We start from the raw sequence: 14874 nt of genomic DNA, 5'->3' as shown, positions 1-14874 counted from the left end.
GCGCTAGATGGGCAGCCGGCGGAAGACCGCCCGCGGGATGTGTCGCAGCACCATCATCACGTAGCGGAACGCCCCCGGCGCCCAGACGATCTGCTTGCCCTTGGCGGCCGCGGTGACCGCCAACTCGGCGACGTCTTCCTTGTCGACGGTGAGCGGCGCCTCCTTGACGTGTGCGGAGAACCGGGTGCGCACCTGCCCGGGGCGGATCACCAGCACCTTGACCCCGTCCTCGCGCAGCGCCTCGCCCAGCCCGAGATAGAACCCGTCGAGACCCGCCTTGGTGGATCCGTAGACGAAGTTGGCGCGGCGCACCCGCTCGCCGGCGACCGAGCTCATCGCGATGATCTGCCCGTAACCCTGGTCGCTGAGTTTGTCGGCGAGGAGCACACCGACGGAAACCGCTGCGGTGTAGTTGATCTCGGCGACCTGCACCGCCTTGCGCTGGTTGTGCCAGAGTTCCTCGGCGTCGGCGTCCATCCCGAACGCCACGATCGCCACGTCGACGTCGCCGTCGGCGAACGCGGCGTCGATCACCTGCGGATGACTGTCGGTGTCCAGGGCGTCGAAATCGATGAGCTCGACCGACTTGGCGCCGGCGGCCTTCATCTCGGAGACGGCGTCGTCGCGGCCGGGATCGCCGGGCAGGCAGGCCAGCACGACGCGGGCGGCCGAGTTGCGGAGGTAGCGCGCGCAGATCGCCAGCCCGATCTCCGAGGTGCCGCCGAGCACCAGGATGTTCTGGGGGTTTCCCACGGCGTCAAGCACCATTTACACAAGCTCCAAACGTCGGGCCATGTCCGAGGCGAAAACGCCGTCGGGGTCCACCTTGCGGCGCACCGCGATCCACTCGTCGATGCGCGGATACATGGCGTGGAAGGTTTCGGCGGTGGTGCGGGAATCCTTGGCGGTGTACAGCCGGCCGCCGAATTCCAGCACCCGGCGGTCAAGGTCGCTGAGGAACTCGCCGAGGCCGGCTTTGATCGGGAAGTCGACGCAGATGTTCCAGCCGGCCATCGGAAAGCTCAGCGGCGCTTGGTTGCCCGGACCGAACAACTTGAACACGTTGAGGAACGAGTAGTGACCACTGGCCTGGATGTCGTAGATGATCGCCTTGAACTCGTCGACCGCGTCGGTGGGCACCACGAACTGATACTGGGCGAACCCCGCCGACCCGTAAGCGCGGTTCCACTCGCCGAACATGTCGAGTGGGTGATAGAACTGCGTCAGGTTCTGGATCTTGCCCCGGTAGGTGCCCGATTTGCGGTACCACAGCTCACCGATCGGTCCGAAGGTCAGTTTGTTCGCCAGCCCGTTGGGGAATACGTCGGGAACGGTGAGCAGTTGCGGCGCATCGAATTTCAGCGGGTTCTTCTGCAGCTTCTTGGGAAGCTGGTCGACGGTGGCCAGCGAGCCCCGCGAGAGCGCCGCCCGGCCCACCTTCGGTGGTGCGCTGATCGCGTCGAACCACGCCGATGAGTAGGTGTAGTCGGCTTCACTGCCGTCGCTGTGCAGTGCGATGGTCTCGTCCAGGGTGGCGGTGACATCGCCGTCGGCGATGAAGTAGGCCGTCTCGGTGGGGGTCATCGCGATGGTGGCGCGCAGGATGATCCCGGTCAGTCCGTTGCCGCCGACGGTCGCCCAGAACAACTCCGAGCCCTCGGCGTCGGGAGTGAGGGTGTGGACCGTGCCGTCGGCGGTGAGCAGGTCCATCGAGGCGACGTGGTTGCCGAAGCTGCCCGCACTGTGATGGTTCTTGCCGTGGATGTCGCAGCCGATCGCCCCGCCGATGGTGACCTGCCGGGTGCCGGGCAGCACCGGAACCCACAACCCGAACGGCAACGCCGCCCGCATCAACTGATCCAGGCTGACCCCGCCGTCGACGTCGGCCAGGCCGGTACCCGCATCGATCGCGTGGATGCGGTTGAGCGCGGTCATGTCGATGACCAACCCGCCGCCGTTCTGGGCGTTGTCGCCGTAGGAGCGGCCCAGCCCGCGTGCGATCACCCCGCGGCTGCCCTGCCGGCCGCCGTCGTCGGCAACCTGGGCCACCGCACGTGCGATGACCTCCGGATCGGGGGTGCGCAGCACCTGCGCGACCGAGGGCGCGGTACGGCCCCAGCCGCTCAGCGACCTGCTGGTGGTGGCAAACATCGTCAAGAGGGTACCGCCTGGACGCCGCGGTACCCGCCTGCCGCACTGAACGCCCAGCGTGCGCCCGCCCCGGCTGATAAATTCGGCGAGGTGACCGGCGGTCGTGACCTTCGTGGTCGTCTCGCCTTGGTCGCGGTGGGTGTGGCCGTGGCCGGGCTGGTGGCGTGCGGGCCGCGGCCCAGCGCGGCCGGAGCGGATCCCGGTGTCGACGTCGACACGGTGATCGTCGATCTCGCCCGGGTCGGCGAGATCGTCGCCGACCCGTCGTTGCACTTCACCGAGCGTGAACACCGCGACACCCCGGCCGACATCGATCCGGGCGCCCCGGGCACGTGCTGGTCGGTCTCCAACGAGCAAGAGATCTTCGGCGCCGACACCACGGCGTTCCGCGCGGTGCAGTACGGCGCCGAGCTCAAAGCAGCACCGCGCGGCAAGGGCTTTCCCACCGTCACCCAGGCCGTCGGCGGGTACCGCGACGCGGCGGCAGCGCGCGGCACCTTCGACCGGCTGCAACGCGCGCTGCAGGAATGCGCCCAGGTGCACGAACCGTCGCACTCGTTCACCCTCAGCTCCGAGGACCCGACCACGGCGGTGTTGACGTTCCCCGCTCCCGCCCGGGCGACGGTGCTCTACCGGGTGCGCGACACCGAGTTGCTGCGGGTCTCGGCGCTGGCCCTCGATCAGTCCGACCGGATCGCGCACCAGGTCGCCGAGGTGATCACCGGGCGAATCGGCTGAGCGATCAGCGGATCCGGAAGATCACCGCGCGCTGCACGATGAAGTTGATGACGGTGGCGGTCCCCTGGGCGATGACGAACGCGATCGGCACCCGCCACGGGTGGTCGGCGAGCTGGCGGTAGAACAGATAGTTGATCCCGACCTGCACCGTGTAGGTCAGCGCGTAGAGCACGCAGACCGCCAGGAACCGCCCGGTACTGGGAGGGGCTTGAAAGGTCCACCGCCGGTTGAGCAGATACGCGGTGGTGGTGCCGGCTACGAAGCTCAGCGACTTAGCGGCGTTGACGTGCAGACCGGCCGCCAAAAACGCGAGGTACAAACCGAAGTCGACGATCGCGGAGAAGCCTCCGGTGACGACGAAACGCCACACCTGAGTCGTCAGACTCGGCTGCGTGCGGGTCGTCGTGATGATCGCGGGGCTCTCGGGCATCGCCGGTACTTTACGCCCGAGCGGGCGAGCGTTGTCGTTCCGTGATTGGTCCGTGTTTCAAAATATGCGTTTGACCTGCGGTAAAAGGCATGACATGATGGGTCCTGCAAGCACCTCGCTAGGTGAGGCTTCTGCAAGGACACAGGCCACTGACCTTGAACGTCGAGAGACGCCCCGGGTCAGGACAGCTCTTCCCGGCTTAAGGGTTGAGCCCAAGTGGCTTCCGGTTCCACCGGATACGCCGTGCAGTGCCGAAGCTGTGACGAGAGGGGTGCCCGTCTCCCCGTCGGTGCCTGCAGTGAAAGCGACGCCCGCGTGCGTCATGGCCGAGAGGAGGTGAGGGCGTGAAGAGTTCCTGTGAGAGTCCGCATCCGTATTCGGTATCCGTTCTGCCCTTGTCCGGCCGCGGCCTCATCGCCGCCGCTTGATCCGCTCGGATCGGCGTCTGGCCGGCCTGGTTTTCGTCAGGAGAAGATCATGGCTTCAATTCGTACCCGCCACGGTGACCGGTTCCGCGCGAGCCGGCGTGCCGTCAGCCAACTGTGGGCTCGGCGCAACATGAACCCACAGCAGCGCGCCAATGTGTACGCGCTGTCGACCGCGCCGGCGGTGATCACCGCCTCGCTCGGCGGTGGCGACTCACGTCGCGCATGGTGACCGCCGACCCCACCGCGAAGTCAGGGCCGTGAATCCGAGGGGGTTCACGGCCCTGACTTTTCGGCACTCCTGCCAGGCTCACTCCTGCCAGGTCCGTCCCTGCCGGGTTCACTCCTGCCAGGCCCGCTCCGTGGCGCGGGCGTAGCGCCATCGCGCTCGGTTATCCACAGTCGGGCATTCATCCCCAACCCCGCAACGCGCCCCCGGTTTGTCGCTGATTTTTCTGGCTTTCCTTGCTTCCCTTCGTCTTTCCCCGCCTCTGAATGTCAGAGGGGCCCTCTAGCGTGGAGGCATGGAATCAGGACCGCGGGCGCTGAGCGCACAGGAGGCGTGCGAACGTATCGACGCCGCCCTGTCGGCGATCGAGGCCGGCCAGCAGGTTCTGCGCGATACCTGCTCGGAGCTGACCGATGTGGAGTTCCACATCGCCTTCGCCGAGCGGCTGGAGCACCAGGAGCGGATCAACCGCGGACTGATGTACCGGGTCTTCGGGGAACTCTGCGACCCACCCGACAGCGCCGACATCGTCACGAAGGTGCGTGACGCACTCTGGGCGCGGCTGCACATCACCCCCGCCGAGATCAAGCGACGCTGCCGGACCGCCAACCGGATCCGGCCGCGCCACTCGATCAGCGGAGCACCGATCGCCCCGGAGTTCCCGGAACTGTCCGCCGCGGTGGAATCCGGTGCGGTCGGCGAGGACCACATCCGCGTGGTCTTCGACGCCGTCGACGCGCTGCCGCAGGCGGTATCGCCCGACGACGTCGTCGAGACTGAATGCACCCTGGTCGCGCATTCCACCAAACTCGACTCGGCGCTGGTCAAGAAACTCGGCCAGCGCATCGCCGACTACCTCAATCCCGACGGCGAATTCAGCGACGAGGACCGCCAGCGGCGCCGCAAACTGCACCTGGGACCGCAAGGCCCCGACGGAATGTCGCGGCTGAGCGGGCTGCTCGACCCGGAGGCGCGCGCCTACCTGGAGGCGCTCACCGCGGCGGTACGCCCGGGCCGACACCTACCGGAGAACCCTGACGCCGACCCTGAGGAGCGCGACACCCGAACCGCCAGTCAGCGCTGCCACGACGCGCTCAAACTCGGTCTGTCCGCAGCCCTGGAATCCGGCACACTCGGCCAGCACCGCGGCAACTCGGTGACCGTGGTCGTCACCACCACGCTGGCCGAACTCGACGCCGCCGCGCATGCCGTCGCCAACCCCGACCTGCCGATGCCCGGCCCGGCCCGCACCGGCGGGGGATCCCGGTTGCCGATGCGGGACCTGATCACCATGGCGTCGGGGGCGATCCACTACCTCGCCGTCTTCGATGACCACATGAAGCGTCCGCTGTACCTGGGGCGGAAAAAGCGGGTCGCCAGCAGCGATCAGCGGCTGATCTGCCACGCCCGTGACCGCGGCTGCACGCGGCCCAACTGCACCGCCCCGGGTTATCACTGCGAGGTTCACCACGCGCGGGATTGGGCGGCCGGCGGCCGCACCGACGCCGATCAGCTCTTCTTCGCCTGCCCGACCGACCACCGCAGCGTCACCCGCGGCGACCAGCGCACGGTGGTGACCCGGACCGGGCGACTCGGCTGGACCGACGGCACCGGTCCACCACAGGTCAACCATGCCCACCACCCCGATGAACTGCTGCGCGGGGACCCCGACCCGCCTGCGGAGCGGTAGAGCGGCCTACACCCAGTAGGCCACCCGAGCCCGGTACTGCCGCAGCGCGAGTGCTGCCACCGCCCAGCCCAGCGTGGTGAGCACCAGCGCGATCACCCAGTGCCGCACCTGCTGGTCGGCGCCCAGCAGCGGGGCGCGCACCAACTCCATGTAGTGGAAGAGCGGATTGAACTCGATGACATTCATCCAACCGCTCGCGCCCTGGGCGCGCAGGGTGTCGTAGTTCCAGATGATCGGGGTCATCAAGAACAGCAACTGCACGATCGAGAACAGCAGCGGGGATATATCGCGGTAGCGCGTCGACAAAATTCCGAAGCACAGCGACACCCACACACAGTTCAGCGCGATCAGCGCCAACGCGGGGATCACCGAAAAATCCGTCCACGTCCACGGTTTGGGAAACAGCATCGCGATCGGGATATAGATGACGATGTTGTGGGCGAAGAGGATCATCTGGCGCCACACCAGCCGGTAGACGTGGACCGACAGTGGCGTCGGCAACTGTTTGATCAGGCCCTCGTTGGCGACGAACACGTCGGCGCCCTCCAGGATCGCCGCGTTCAGCAGATTCCAGACGATCAGGCCGAGCGTCACGTACGGCAGGTGCACCGCCAGTTCGAGGTGGAACAGCTTGGAGTACAACCCGCCCATCGCCACCGCGGTGGTCGCGGTGCCGATCGTGATCCAGAACGGGCCGAGCACCGAGCGGCGGTACCGCTGCTTGATGTCCTGCCACCCCAGGTGCAGCCAGAGTTCGTGGCGGGCGAACCCTTCGACCAGGTCGCGCCAGGCGCGAGCGAAGGTCTTCGATTCCGAGGCGCTGTCGGTGAACGTCATGGCTGCTCCGCGGGTCGGACGAACTGTTCGCGGCGGCCCAGCCGGCGCAACCGGATCCACTCGCGCAGACCGGCCACGTCCCGGCGGGACACCAGAAAGAACCAGGCGAACCGTACCCACTCCTGCGCCCACAGGCGCCGCATGCCCGGCTGGGACAGCAGATAGCCGCGGTTGCGGTAGGTGTAGAACCGTTTGACCGGGTTGTCGGGGTACTGGGTGTGCATGCGACCGGCCAGGATCGGCTTGAACTCGTCGGTGCCGCACGGATGCAGATACGTCGTCGTCAGGCAGGTCCCGAACGGCAGCCCGGAGCGCGCCAGCCGACGGTGCAACTCCACCTCGTCGCCGCGCACGAACAGCCGCAGATCCGGCACCCCCACCGCCTCGCAGGTGGTGGCGGCGAACAACGCACCGTTGAACAGTGAAGCGATCCCCGGCAACAGATCGGTGTCGCCGTCGGCGGCCAGCTCCTCGGCGCGGCGACGCCACACCAAACCGCGGCGCAGCGGGAACGCCAAGCGGTCCGGGGCGTCGATGTTGCAGACCATCGGGGAGACCTCGGCGAGCCCGTGACGCCGAGCGCAGTCCAGCAGGGTGCCCAGCACGGCGGTGTCGGCGGGCCGGCCGTCGTCGTCGGCGAGCCAGATCCAGTCCGCCCCGGCGGCCAGCGCGTGCAGCATGCCCAACGCGAACCCGCCGGCCCCGCCGAGGTTGCGCCGCGATCCCAGATAGGTGGCCGGGATCGGCTGGCCTGCCACCAGTTGCGCCACGCGGGGATCGTCGTCGTTGTCGACGACGATCAGATGGTCCGGGCTCCGGGTCTGAGCGCACACCGTCGTCAATGACTGCGCCAACTGTTCGAGGCGGCGGTGGGTGACCACCACCGCGAACACCGTCTCACTCATCGATGGCGGTCCGCTGCGCGGTCGTGGGCCGTGCCGACCGGGTTTCGGAGGCGGTCTCCTCGAGCACCTCGCGGACCGTGCGGGCGGCGTCCTCGCCCTCGTAGGCGCGCACGACGTCTTCGATGCCACCGGTCATCTTGATGCTGCCGTGGTCGATCCACATCGCGGTCTTGCACAGCCGCGCCAGAAACTCGTTGGAGTGGCTGGCGAACACCAGGATCCCGGAGCGCTCCACCAGTTTCTGCAACCGCGTCTGGGCCTTCTTCAAAAACTCGGCGTCGACGGCGCCGATCCCCTCATCCAGCAGCAGGATCTCCGGGTCGATGCTGGTGACCACGCCCATCGCCAGTCGCACCCGCATGCCGGTGGAGTAGGTGCGCAGCGGCATCGACAGGTAGTCGCCGAGCTCGGTGAACTCGGCGATCTCATCGACCTTCGCGGCCATCTGCTTGCGGGTCTGTCCCAGAAACAGTCCGCGGATGATGATGTTCTCGTAGCCGGAGATCTCCGGATCCATCCCGACACCGAGGTCGAACACCGGCGCGACCCGCCCGACCACCTTCGCCCATCCCCGGGTGGGCTCGTAGATCCCCGACAACAGCCGCAGCAGCGTGGACTTGCCGGCGCCGTTGTGCCCGACGAGGCCGACCCGGTCGCCCATCTTCAGCGACATCGTGATGTCGCGCAGCGCCTCGATCACCACCACGTTGGAGGCGTTGCGCCCGATCGCGCCGCCCGCCTTGCCCAGGAACGCCTTTTTCAGCGACCGGGACTTGGCGTCGAAGATCGGGAACTCCACCCACGCGTCGCGGGTCTCGATCCGGGGTTCGTTCACAGGTATTGCCCGGTGCCGGTGTGCCCGGGCATGCCCGGCTGCCCCGGCTGGATCCCGGGCGGCAGCGCGCCCTGCCGCATCTTCTCCAGCTGGGCGCGTGCGGCCATCTGCTGGGCGAACAGTGCGGTCTGAATACCGTGGAACAGGCCTTCCAGCCAGCCGACCAGCTGGGCCTGCGCGATCCGCAGCTCGGCGTCCGACGGCGCGGAGTTCTCATCGAACGGCAGGGTGAGCCGGTCGAGTTCCTCGCGCAGCTCCGGGGCCAGGCCCTCCTCGAGCTCGGCGATGCTGGTCTCGTGGATCTCGCGCAGCCGGGTGCGGCTGGCCTCATCCAGCGGCGCTGCGCGCACCTCGTCGAGGAGCTGTTTGATCATGGTGCCGATCCGCATCACCTTGGCGGGCTGTTCCACCAGGTCGGTCAGCGACCGCTCGTCGGAGTCGGCGTCCGCTGCCGTCAGCAGCTGTGGATCCTCATCGCCGATGATCTCGATGTCCTCGATGTCCTCGTCGCCGGTACTCACCGTGTGTGCGCCTCCCAGTGTTGTGTGGCCTCTCGCTGTCCGCGTACCCGACCGGGGCGCCGCTGTGCGCCTGGTCATTGACCCTAGTCCGTCGGTCCGCCATACCCGCTGAGTATCCGGGTGGTGGCCTCACCTGCCGAGTTGCGGCGCGGTCCTGGGCGCGGTCCTGGGCGCGGTCCTGGGCGCGGTCACTGCCTGCATTAGTATTACGGGCAATGCGTCCGGACGCGGGCGAGCGGGCAGGGCGCCATCGTGGTTTTGTCGACTGCCAGAAATGCTTAAGGTGTCTCTCATGGCTTATGACGTCGCCCGGGTGCGCGGTTTGCATCCCTCGTTCGGCGACGGCTGGGTCTACTTCGATGCGCCCGCCGGCATGGCGATTCCCGATTCGGTGGCCACCACCGTCTCCACCGCGTTCCGCGGGTCGGCGGCCACCGCGGTCGGCCCGCACCCCTCGGCGCGGCGCAGCGCCGCGGTCCTCGAGGCCGCCCGGCAGGCGGTGGCAGACCTCGTCGGTGCGGACCCGCGCGGGGTGGTGTTAGGCGCTGACCGCGCGGTGCTGCTCGCCGCGCTGGCCGACGCGTCGTCGTCACGCTCCGGTCTGGGCTACGAGGTGGTCGTCACCCGCCTCGACGAGGAGGCCAACATCGCGCCGTGGGTGCGCGCGGCCAACCGCTACGGGGCGAATCTGCGTTGGGCCGAGGTCGACATCGAGACCGGCGAGCTGCCCGGCTATCAGTGGGACGAGTTGCTCACCCACGCCACCCGACTGGTCGCGGTCACCTCCGCCTCGGCGGTGCTGGGCACGGTCACCGACCTGCGTTCGGTCACCAAGAAAGCCCACGACGTGGGGGCGCTGGTGGTGGTCGACCACGCTGCGGCCGCGCCGTACCGGTTGCTCGACGTCGCCGACGTCGACGCCGACGTGGTGGCGGTCAACGCCACCGCGTGGGGCGGACCGCCGATCGGGGCGTTGGTCTTCCGCGACCCCGGCGTGATCGACACGTTCACCGCACCCTCGCCGGATCCCACCGCCGTCGGTGCGGCGCGCCTGGAGGTCGGGGCGCATCAGTTCGGGCTGCTGGCCGGGGTGGTCACCAGCATCGAGTACCTGGCCGCGCTCGACGAGACCGCCCGCGGGGACCGACGACAGCGGCTGGCCACCTCGATGCGCGCCGCCGGGGCCTACCTCGATCATCTGCTGGACTATCTGCTGGTGTCGTTGCGGTCGCTGCCGCGGGTGATGGTGATCGGCAGCCCCGAAGAGCGGATCCCGGTGGTCAGCTTCGTGGTGCAGGAGGTGCCCGCCGAGCGGGTCATCCAACGCCTCGCCGACAACGGGGTGCTGGCGGTGTCCAACCCGACGTCGCGGGTGATGGAGGCGATCGGCGTCAACGACATCGGCGGGGCCGTCACGATCGGGCTGGGGCACTACTCCACGAGCGCCGAGGTCGACCAGTTGGTGCGCGCCCTGGCCTCCCTCGGCTGACCCGGCCTAGGCCTTCCCAGCGCCCGCCGTGCCTTCCCAGTGCGCGCCGAGCGCGTGAGTGTGCAGGAAGTGGTCGACGGATCGGCGGTTTTGCGACCATAACCTGCACACTCGGTCAGAGCGGGCAGCCGGCTGCCCGTAATTTTGCGGCGACCCGGGCGATGATCACGTCCGGGCGCGACATCAACTCGGCGCTGACCCGCACGACGGTCCAGCCGAGGCTTTCGAGGATGGCGATCCGGTCGATATCCCAGGACCGTTGACGGCGATCCGACCAGTGCTGCACCCCGTCGTATTCGACCGCGACTTTCCACTGTGGCCAGCCCATGTCGACCCGGATGCGGATGATCCCGAACTCGTCGCGGAAGCAGATCTGCGTCGTGATCGGGGGGAAGCCGGCACGCACTAGGCGCAGCCGCAAGCGTGTCTCCTGCGGTGACTCGGCACCCCCGTCGACCAGCCGCAGGGTCTGCCGCAGCCGCTGTACCCCGCGAAACCCCGGCTTGGTGTCGGCGAGGGCAACGACGTCATCGACCCGAAAACCGGTGGCGTTGGCGAGCGCGTCTAACACCACCACCGCGCGGTCGGTGGCCAGTGTCCGGCCGAGGTCGAAGGCGGTGCGCGCCGGAGTCGTCACCCGCATCCTGTCGACGACGCAGGTCTCCACCGCGGGGATGGTGTAGCTGTGCGCGACGATCCCTTCCGGGCAGTGCCGGTTGAGCCGGCTCAGTTCGGCGGGCCGGTTCGCGTCGAGCCATTTCGCGCCGTGCACCGCGGCCGCGGAGAATCCGGTCAGCGTCGCCGCGCCACCGGACCACAACCACGCCCCGCGTGCCCGAGTCAGCGCGGTGATGTCGGCGTCTTGCGTGACGTAGACGTTGCGAAACAGCGCCCGATAACGGCAGCGCAGCCGGTACGCCGTCAGCGTGCCGCCCGCCACCGCCTCCCTGCCGAGGAACGGCCATCGCTCTGCCGCCACCTAGGAAATGCTGGCAGGGTTGGCGCCGTGGCGTGTTCAGCTATCCACAGGCTGGCCCGCGTAGGCACCCGCGGTGGTGAGTGTGCAGGAAGTGGTCGACGGATCGGCGAAATCACCGCCATAACCTGCACAGTCAGGACACGGTCAGCACGACCTTGCCCGCAACCGCGCCCGACGCGAGCAGCTCATGCGCCTCGCCGGCCTGCTCGACCGGGCGCTGCGCGCCGATCACCGGACGCACTCGCCCCTCGGCGATGAGCGGCCACACCCGCTCGGTGACCGCAGCGACGATCGCGGCCTTGCCGTTCGGGCCGTCCAGCGGGCGGCCGCGCAGCGCGGTGCCGATGATGCGGGCGCGTTTGCCGATCAACGTCCCCAGGTTCAGCTGTCCCTTCACCCCGCGTTGCATGCCGATGACCACCAGCTGCCCGTCGGGAGCCAGGGCGGTGAGGTTGCGGTCCAGGTAGTCGGCGCCGATGATGTCGAGGATCAGGTCGGCGCCCCCCGCCTCGGTCAGCCGTGCCACGAAGTCGTCGTCGCGGTAGTTGATCAGGATCTCCGCCCCCAACTCGGCGCAGAGCGACAACTTCTCCGCCGAGCCGGCCGTGACCGCCACGCGCGCCCCCAGCTCGCGCGCCACCTGGATCGCGTGGCTGCCGACCCCGCTGGCTCCGCCGTGGATGAGCAGCGTCTGCCCGGCGTACAACCCGGCGGCCATCACCAGGTTCGACCAGACCGTGCAGGCCACCTCCGGCAGTCCGGCCGCTGCGACCGGATCGACACCGGCCGGGATCGGCAGCAACTGCCCGGCGGGCACCGCGACGTACTGCGCGTAGCCGCCGCCGGCCAGCAGAGCGCAGACCGGTTGATCCACCGACCAGCCGCTGACCTGGTCGCCGATGGCGGCGATGGTCCCGGCGGCCTCCATGCCGAGAATCTCGCTCGCCCCCGGCGGGGGCGGATAGTGCCCGGCGGCCTGCAGCAGATCCGCTCGGTTGACCCCGGCGGCCGCGACGCGGATCAGCACCTCGCCGGGGCCGAGGATCGGCTCGGGGACTTCGCGCCACTGCAGCTGGTCGGGGCCCTCGACGGTGATCGCACGCATGGGCTCGACGCTACCCATTCCGGGCCCCGTTAGGCTGGTCGGCGGTGGCGTGGCAGAGCGGCCTAATGCACTCGCCTTGAAAGCGAGAGGTGGGTAAAACCATCCGGGGGTTCAAATCCCTCCGCCACCGCTGTGTGATGAGTCGCGTCATCGGTGACAGATCACCCCGGCTGGCGGTCACCGACACGATCCGAATCGGTCACCCCAGAAACCCCATCAACTCGGAAGAGGCGCATGACCTCCACAAGGTCAACTTGATCGCCGTCCGGCGTCTCACGCGGGTACTCCCAGATAACGGGAGGATCTCGCGCAGTAGTCCTCCCGGCAGTTCCAGCGGGTCTTGCGCCAGCGCACCACGACGCTGTCGGGACCACCGGGAACGCATCTCGGCGAGGTGATCGTGTGTTCGTTGACCGACGTCGACACCACCCCGCAACCCGGGGCACGATGCCGCTGTCTCACCCGGAGGCGACCACATGCACCACCCGCTCAATGAGAGCGGAATGGCAACCGGCCGTTTAAAATTCCAGTTCCCGTCAGTGAGTAAATTTTTTCGCAGCGACTAGAGCGATTTGTTTGTTCTGCTCGCAGTTGCCACCGCGCACTTCGATATCGGGCAGAGGAGCATCCTCGAAGCCCGCCGCGTGCGGGCCGATCGGCACCGGCTCCAGCGGTGGCCCGGTCACAACGTACACGGGGCTGCAGCCTGGGTGCTCAAGCCCGGTATAGAGCAGGACACCTTCGTGCGACTCTATTGATGAAGTCGGGGCGTGACGAACGTAATGCGCTTCGATGGAGCTGAATTCCAACCCCACTGGGGTGTTTCCGCCGCCGGTGAACATGCATCTGTCCGGCACGACATCAAAGGCTTTGGTGAATCCGGTGAGTTCCGGGAACACGGCACAGGGGTCTTCAGCCAGCAGCGGCACCGGTATGGGACTGTGGGTGTCGCGCAACGGGAGATTCGCAGCCCTGATCTTCGCCGCCGCCAACGCCATGGCCTTGGCTTGCCCGCAGGATGGGTCTCCGGCCCTTTTGCTAGACACGACCAAGGGGAACGCGGCGTCGAAATAAGCGATCATCTCGGGATCTTTCGGCGCACCCGGCAAGCTCGCCAGCCCGAGGGAAAACGTCTCGACGCACAATGCTCCGACGGCTGATTCCGTTACTGTGATGCCGTCGACGTTGAAGGTGTCATTGTGTTCGGATTCGTCGTGCGCCGCCGCGGTCTCAGCGGTGTAGTTAAGGTAGATAGTCACGTTCGACGCCGGACGTTCACCACCGGGGTCCTGAAACACTGTGCAAGCCCCCAGGCCGGAGCCGTATCCGTATCCCATTACGCCTGGGATACTTTTCTCAGCAGTGGTCGAGTCAACGAAACCGCAGGGGTCGATGCACTGAACGGCGCGAGCCACGGCCCGCTCGTTGATCTCGCGTGGGGTGAGGTACTGCCCGTAAGTCTCGACGCGGCCGGCGAAGAACGCGCTCGGATTGGCGGTCGGATCCATCGATGGTGGCCCCCCGCCTCCTGAGCTGTCGTGAGCGCACCCCGCGATCGTCACCAGGGCGATCGGCACGGCGAGGATCCGGGCCATTCTTTCGTCGTGCCGTCGTTTCACGGACAGTCCTCGAACATCTCGTACAACTCCTTTGCGCCAACCGGGAGTGCCACTCCTCCGCGGCGTAGCTAGGTCGCTCGCTTGATTGCCGCTACGGCAGTCTGTTGTGCGGTTTCGGTACAGTTACTGCCTTTCGGCATGCTCAGTTGCACAGTTACTACCGGCGTGGGTGGGGCCAGATCAGGGGCACCAATCCCGACGCTGACTGGCTCAATGTTGACGTTGCTCTTCCCGAGAACGAAAGCCCGACAGGCGGTCTCGTTATTGGTTGTGAAGTCGAAGAGCTCAACATTGTCTTGCTCGCTGCGGGCTGGCGTTTGCCCAGATGGCGACTCGACAACGCCGTCAGACCACACGGCGAGGCCGTATTTGACCACAGCGGATGAGACGTCGATCCTGCCTTTCGACTGCCCCAGTTGGAGGTCGCAGACACCTGGATGCCGCCATGTTGTCGCCCATTGCGCATCGGCTGGGGGTTCGTTCCAGATGAAGTCGACGGCATGAAGGTCGAGCGCGGCAGCGCAGGGGTCGCTGGTCAGAAATGTCGCCGCGACAGTGTCGTGATCGGAATGAGCCGGAATGCCCTTTTGAGACACGTTCACAGCGATGTCACCTGCTATCGCTTCAGCGAGTTGGCATAGTGAGGTGTCTCCGAAATTCGACCTTCCATTTGTGACGTCAGCCGGGCTGACTTCCGCCACGGGGTCGCGCATTGATCTGGGAGCGCCCGACAGTCTTGTGAGCGGCAATGCAACACGAAATGCGCATACAGGTGACGTTCGTTCCATCACACCCTGATGCGCAGCGTTCGGATTGAACTGTGTGTCAACCAATCTAGATTCTCGGCTCTTCACCACGAACCTGGGAGATGGGGAGTCCGGGCGACACGCCGCGAACGGTGAAATGAACTGATCGTGGGCC

General features: G+C 67.4%; 15 protein-coding genes, 1 tRNA gene and 1 riboswitch. Of the genes, 5 read left to right on the top strand and 11 right to left on the bottom strand.

Features of this window, described 5'->3' with window-relative positions; all coding sequences use genetic code 11:
* Positions 1 to 3: 3 nt before the first annotated feature.
* The gene (locus tag B8W67_RS10420; RefSeq protein ID WP_069393036.1) at positions 4 to 768 is read right to left on the bottom strand and encodes a decaprenylphospho-beta-D-erythro-pentofuranosid-2-ulose 2-reductase; all 765 of its coding nucleotides are present in this window, start codon (positions 766 to 768) and stop codon (positions 4 to 6) included.
* Positions 769 to 2151, bottom strand: coding sequence for a decaprenylphosphoryl-beta-D-ribose oxidase (locus tag B8W67_RS10415; RefSeq protein WP_085303914.1), 1383 nt, complete (start codon positions 2149 to 2151; stop codon positions 769 to 771). It lies immediately after the preceding gene.
* A 90-nt stretch (positions 2152 to 2241) separates the two neighbouring features.
* Between B8W67_RS10415 and B8W67_RS10410 the strand changes: the two genes are divergently transcribed.
* Entirely contained in the window at positions 2242 to 2889 is a 648-nt protein-coding gene (locus B8W67_RS10410; protein WP_163797266.1) for a sensor domain-containing protein, read from the top strand.
* A 4-nt stretch (positions 2890 to 2893) separates the two neighbouring features.
* On the opposite strand, the gene B8W67_RS10405 is transcribed toward B8W67_RS10410, so the two are convergent.
* Entirely contained in the window at positions 2894 to 3319 is a 426-nt protein-coding gene (locus B8W67_RS10405; RefSeq protein ID WP_069393034.1) for a GtrA family protein, read from the bottom strand.
* A gap of 107 nt (positions 3320 to 3426) precedes the next feature.
* Positions 3427 to 3597, top strand: a riboswitch (M-box (ykoK) riboswitch).
* A 199-nt stretch (positions 3598 to 3796) separates the two neighbouring features.
* Between B8W67_RS10405 and B8W67_RS20290 the strand changes: the two genes are divergently transcribed.
* Positions 3797 to 3976 (top strand): hypothetical protein, encoded by a 180-nt coding sequence (locus B8W67_RS20290; RefSeq protein WP_109470155.1) that lies wholly within the window; start codon positions 3797 to 3799, stop codon positions 3974 to 3976.
* A gap of 292 nt (positions 3977 to 4268) precedes the next feature.
* Positions 4269 to 5663, top strand: coding sequence for an HNH endonuclease signature motif containing protein (locus B8W67_RS10400; protein WP_085303898.1), 1395 nt, complete (start codon positions 4269 to 4271; stop codon positions 5661 to 5663).
* 6 nt (positions 5664 to 5669) lie between these two features.
* Here B8W67_RS10400 and wzm read toward each other — a convergent pair whose 3' ends face one another.
* Genes wzm through B8W67_RS10380 form a run of 4 tightly spaced genes read right to left on the bottom strand, consistent with a single transcriptional unit; the run spans position 5670 to position 8779 of the window.
* Positions 5670 to 6500 carry a galactan export ABC transporter permease subunit Wzm/RfbD gene (gene wzm, locus B8W67_RS10395; RefSeq protein WP_069393032.1) on the bottom strand — a complete coding sequence of 277 codons (831 nt, stop codon included), beginning with the start codon at positions 6498 to 6500 and terminating at the stop codon, positions 5670 to 5672.
* Positions 6497 to 7405 carry a galactofuranosyltransferase GlfT1 gene (gene glfT1 / locus B8W67_RS10390; protein WP_085303897.1) on the bottom strand — a complete coding sequence of 303 codons (909 nt, stop codon included), beginning with the start codon at positions 7403 to 7405 and terminating at the stop codon, positions 6497 to 6499. Before glfT1 ends, wzm begins: the two co-directional genes overlap by 4 nt.
* The gene (gene wzt / locus B8W67_RS10385; RefSeq protein WP_085303896.1) at positions 7398 to 8240 is read right to left on the bottom strand and encodes a galactan export ABC transporter ATP-binding subunit Wzt/RfbE; all 843 of its coding nucleotides are present in this window, start codon (positions 8238 to 8240) and stop codon (positions 7398 to 7400) included. Before wzt ends, glfT1 begins: the two co-directional genes overlap by 8 nt.
* Entirely contained in the window at positions 8237 to 8779 is a 543-nt protein-coding gene (locus tag B8W67_RS10380; protein ID WP_420845611.1) for a bacterial proteasome activator family protein, read from the bottom strand. The genes wzt and B8W67_RS10380 overlap by 4 nt, the downstream gene beginning before the upstream one ends.
* Before the next feature lie 274 nt (positions 8780 to 9053).
* On the opposite strand from B8W67_RS10380, the gene B8W67_RS10375 reads away from it, so the two are divergent.
* Positions 9054 to 10250 (top strand): cysteine desulfurase-like protein, encoded by a 1197-nt coding sequence (locus B8W67_RS10375; RefSeq protein ID WP_085303895.1) that lies wholly within the window; start codon positions 9054 to 9056, stop codon positions 10248 to 10250.
* Positions 10251 to 10365: 115 nt separating this feature from the next.
* On the opposite strand, the gene B8W67_RS10370 is transcribed toward B8W67_RS10375, so the two are convergent.
* On the bottom strand, positions 10366 to 11229 hold the full coding sequence (locus B8W67_RS10370; protein ID WP_069393027.1) for an endonuclease domain-containing protein: 864 nt from the start codon (positions 11227 to 11229) through the stop codon (positions 10366 to 10368).
* Between the two features lie 133 nt (positions 11230 to 11362).
* Positions 11363 to 12334, bottom strand: coding sequence for an NAD(P)H-quinone oxidoreductase (locus B8W67_RS10365; RefSeq protein WP_085303911.1), 972 nt, complete (start codon positions 12332 to 12334; stop codon positions 11363 to 11365).
* 43 nt (positions 12335 to 12377) lie between these two features.
* Between B8W67_RS10365 and B8W67_RS10360 the strand changes: the two genes are divergently transcribed.
* Positions 12378 to 12464, top strand: a tRNA-Ser gene (locus B8W67_RS10360).
* Positions 12465 to 12870: 406 nt separating this feature from the next.
* Here the strand turns inward: B8W67_RS10360 and B8W67_RS10350 are convergent.
* A complete protein-coding gene (locus B8W67_RS10350) occupies positions 12871 to 13842 on the bottom strand; it encodes a hypothetical protein (protein WP_133056095.1) in 972 nt (323 codons plus the stop codon).
* 179 nt (positions 13843 to 14021) lie between these two features.
* Positions 14022 to 14874 (bottom strand): hypothetical protein (locus B8W67_RS21115; protein WP_207567701.1); only part of this gene is annotated, 853 nt, incomplete at its 5' end.

This window comes from Mycolicibacillus koreensis (assembly GCF_002104795.1).
GTDB lineage: Bacteria > Actinomycetota > Actinomycetes > Mycobacteriales > Mycobacteriaceae > Mycobacterium > Mycobacterium koreense.
The sequence above is the reverse complement of the archived record's forward strand: the minus strand, read 5'-3'. Positions and strand labels throughout refer to the sequence as shown.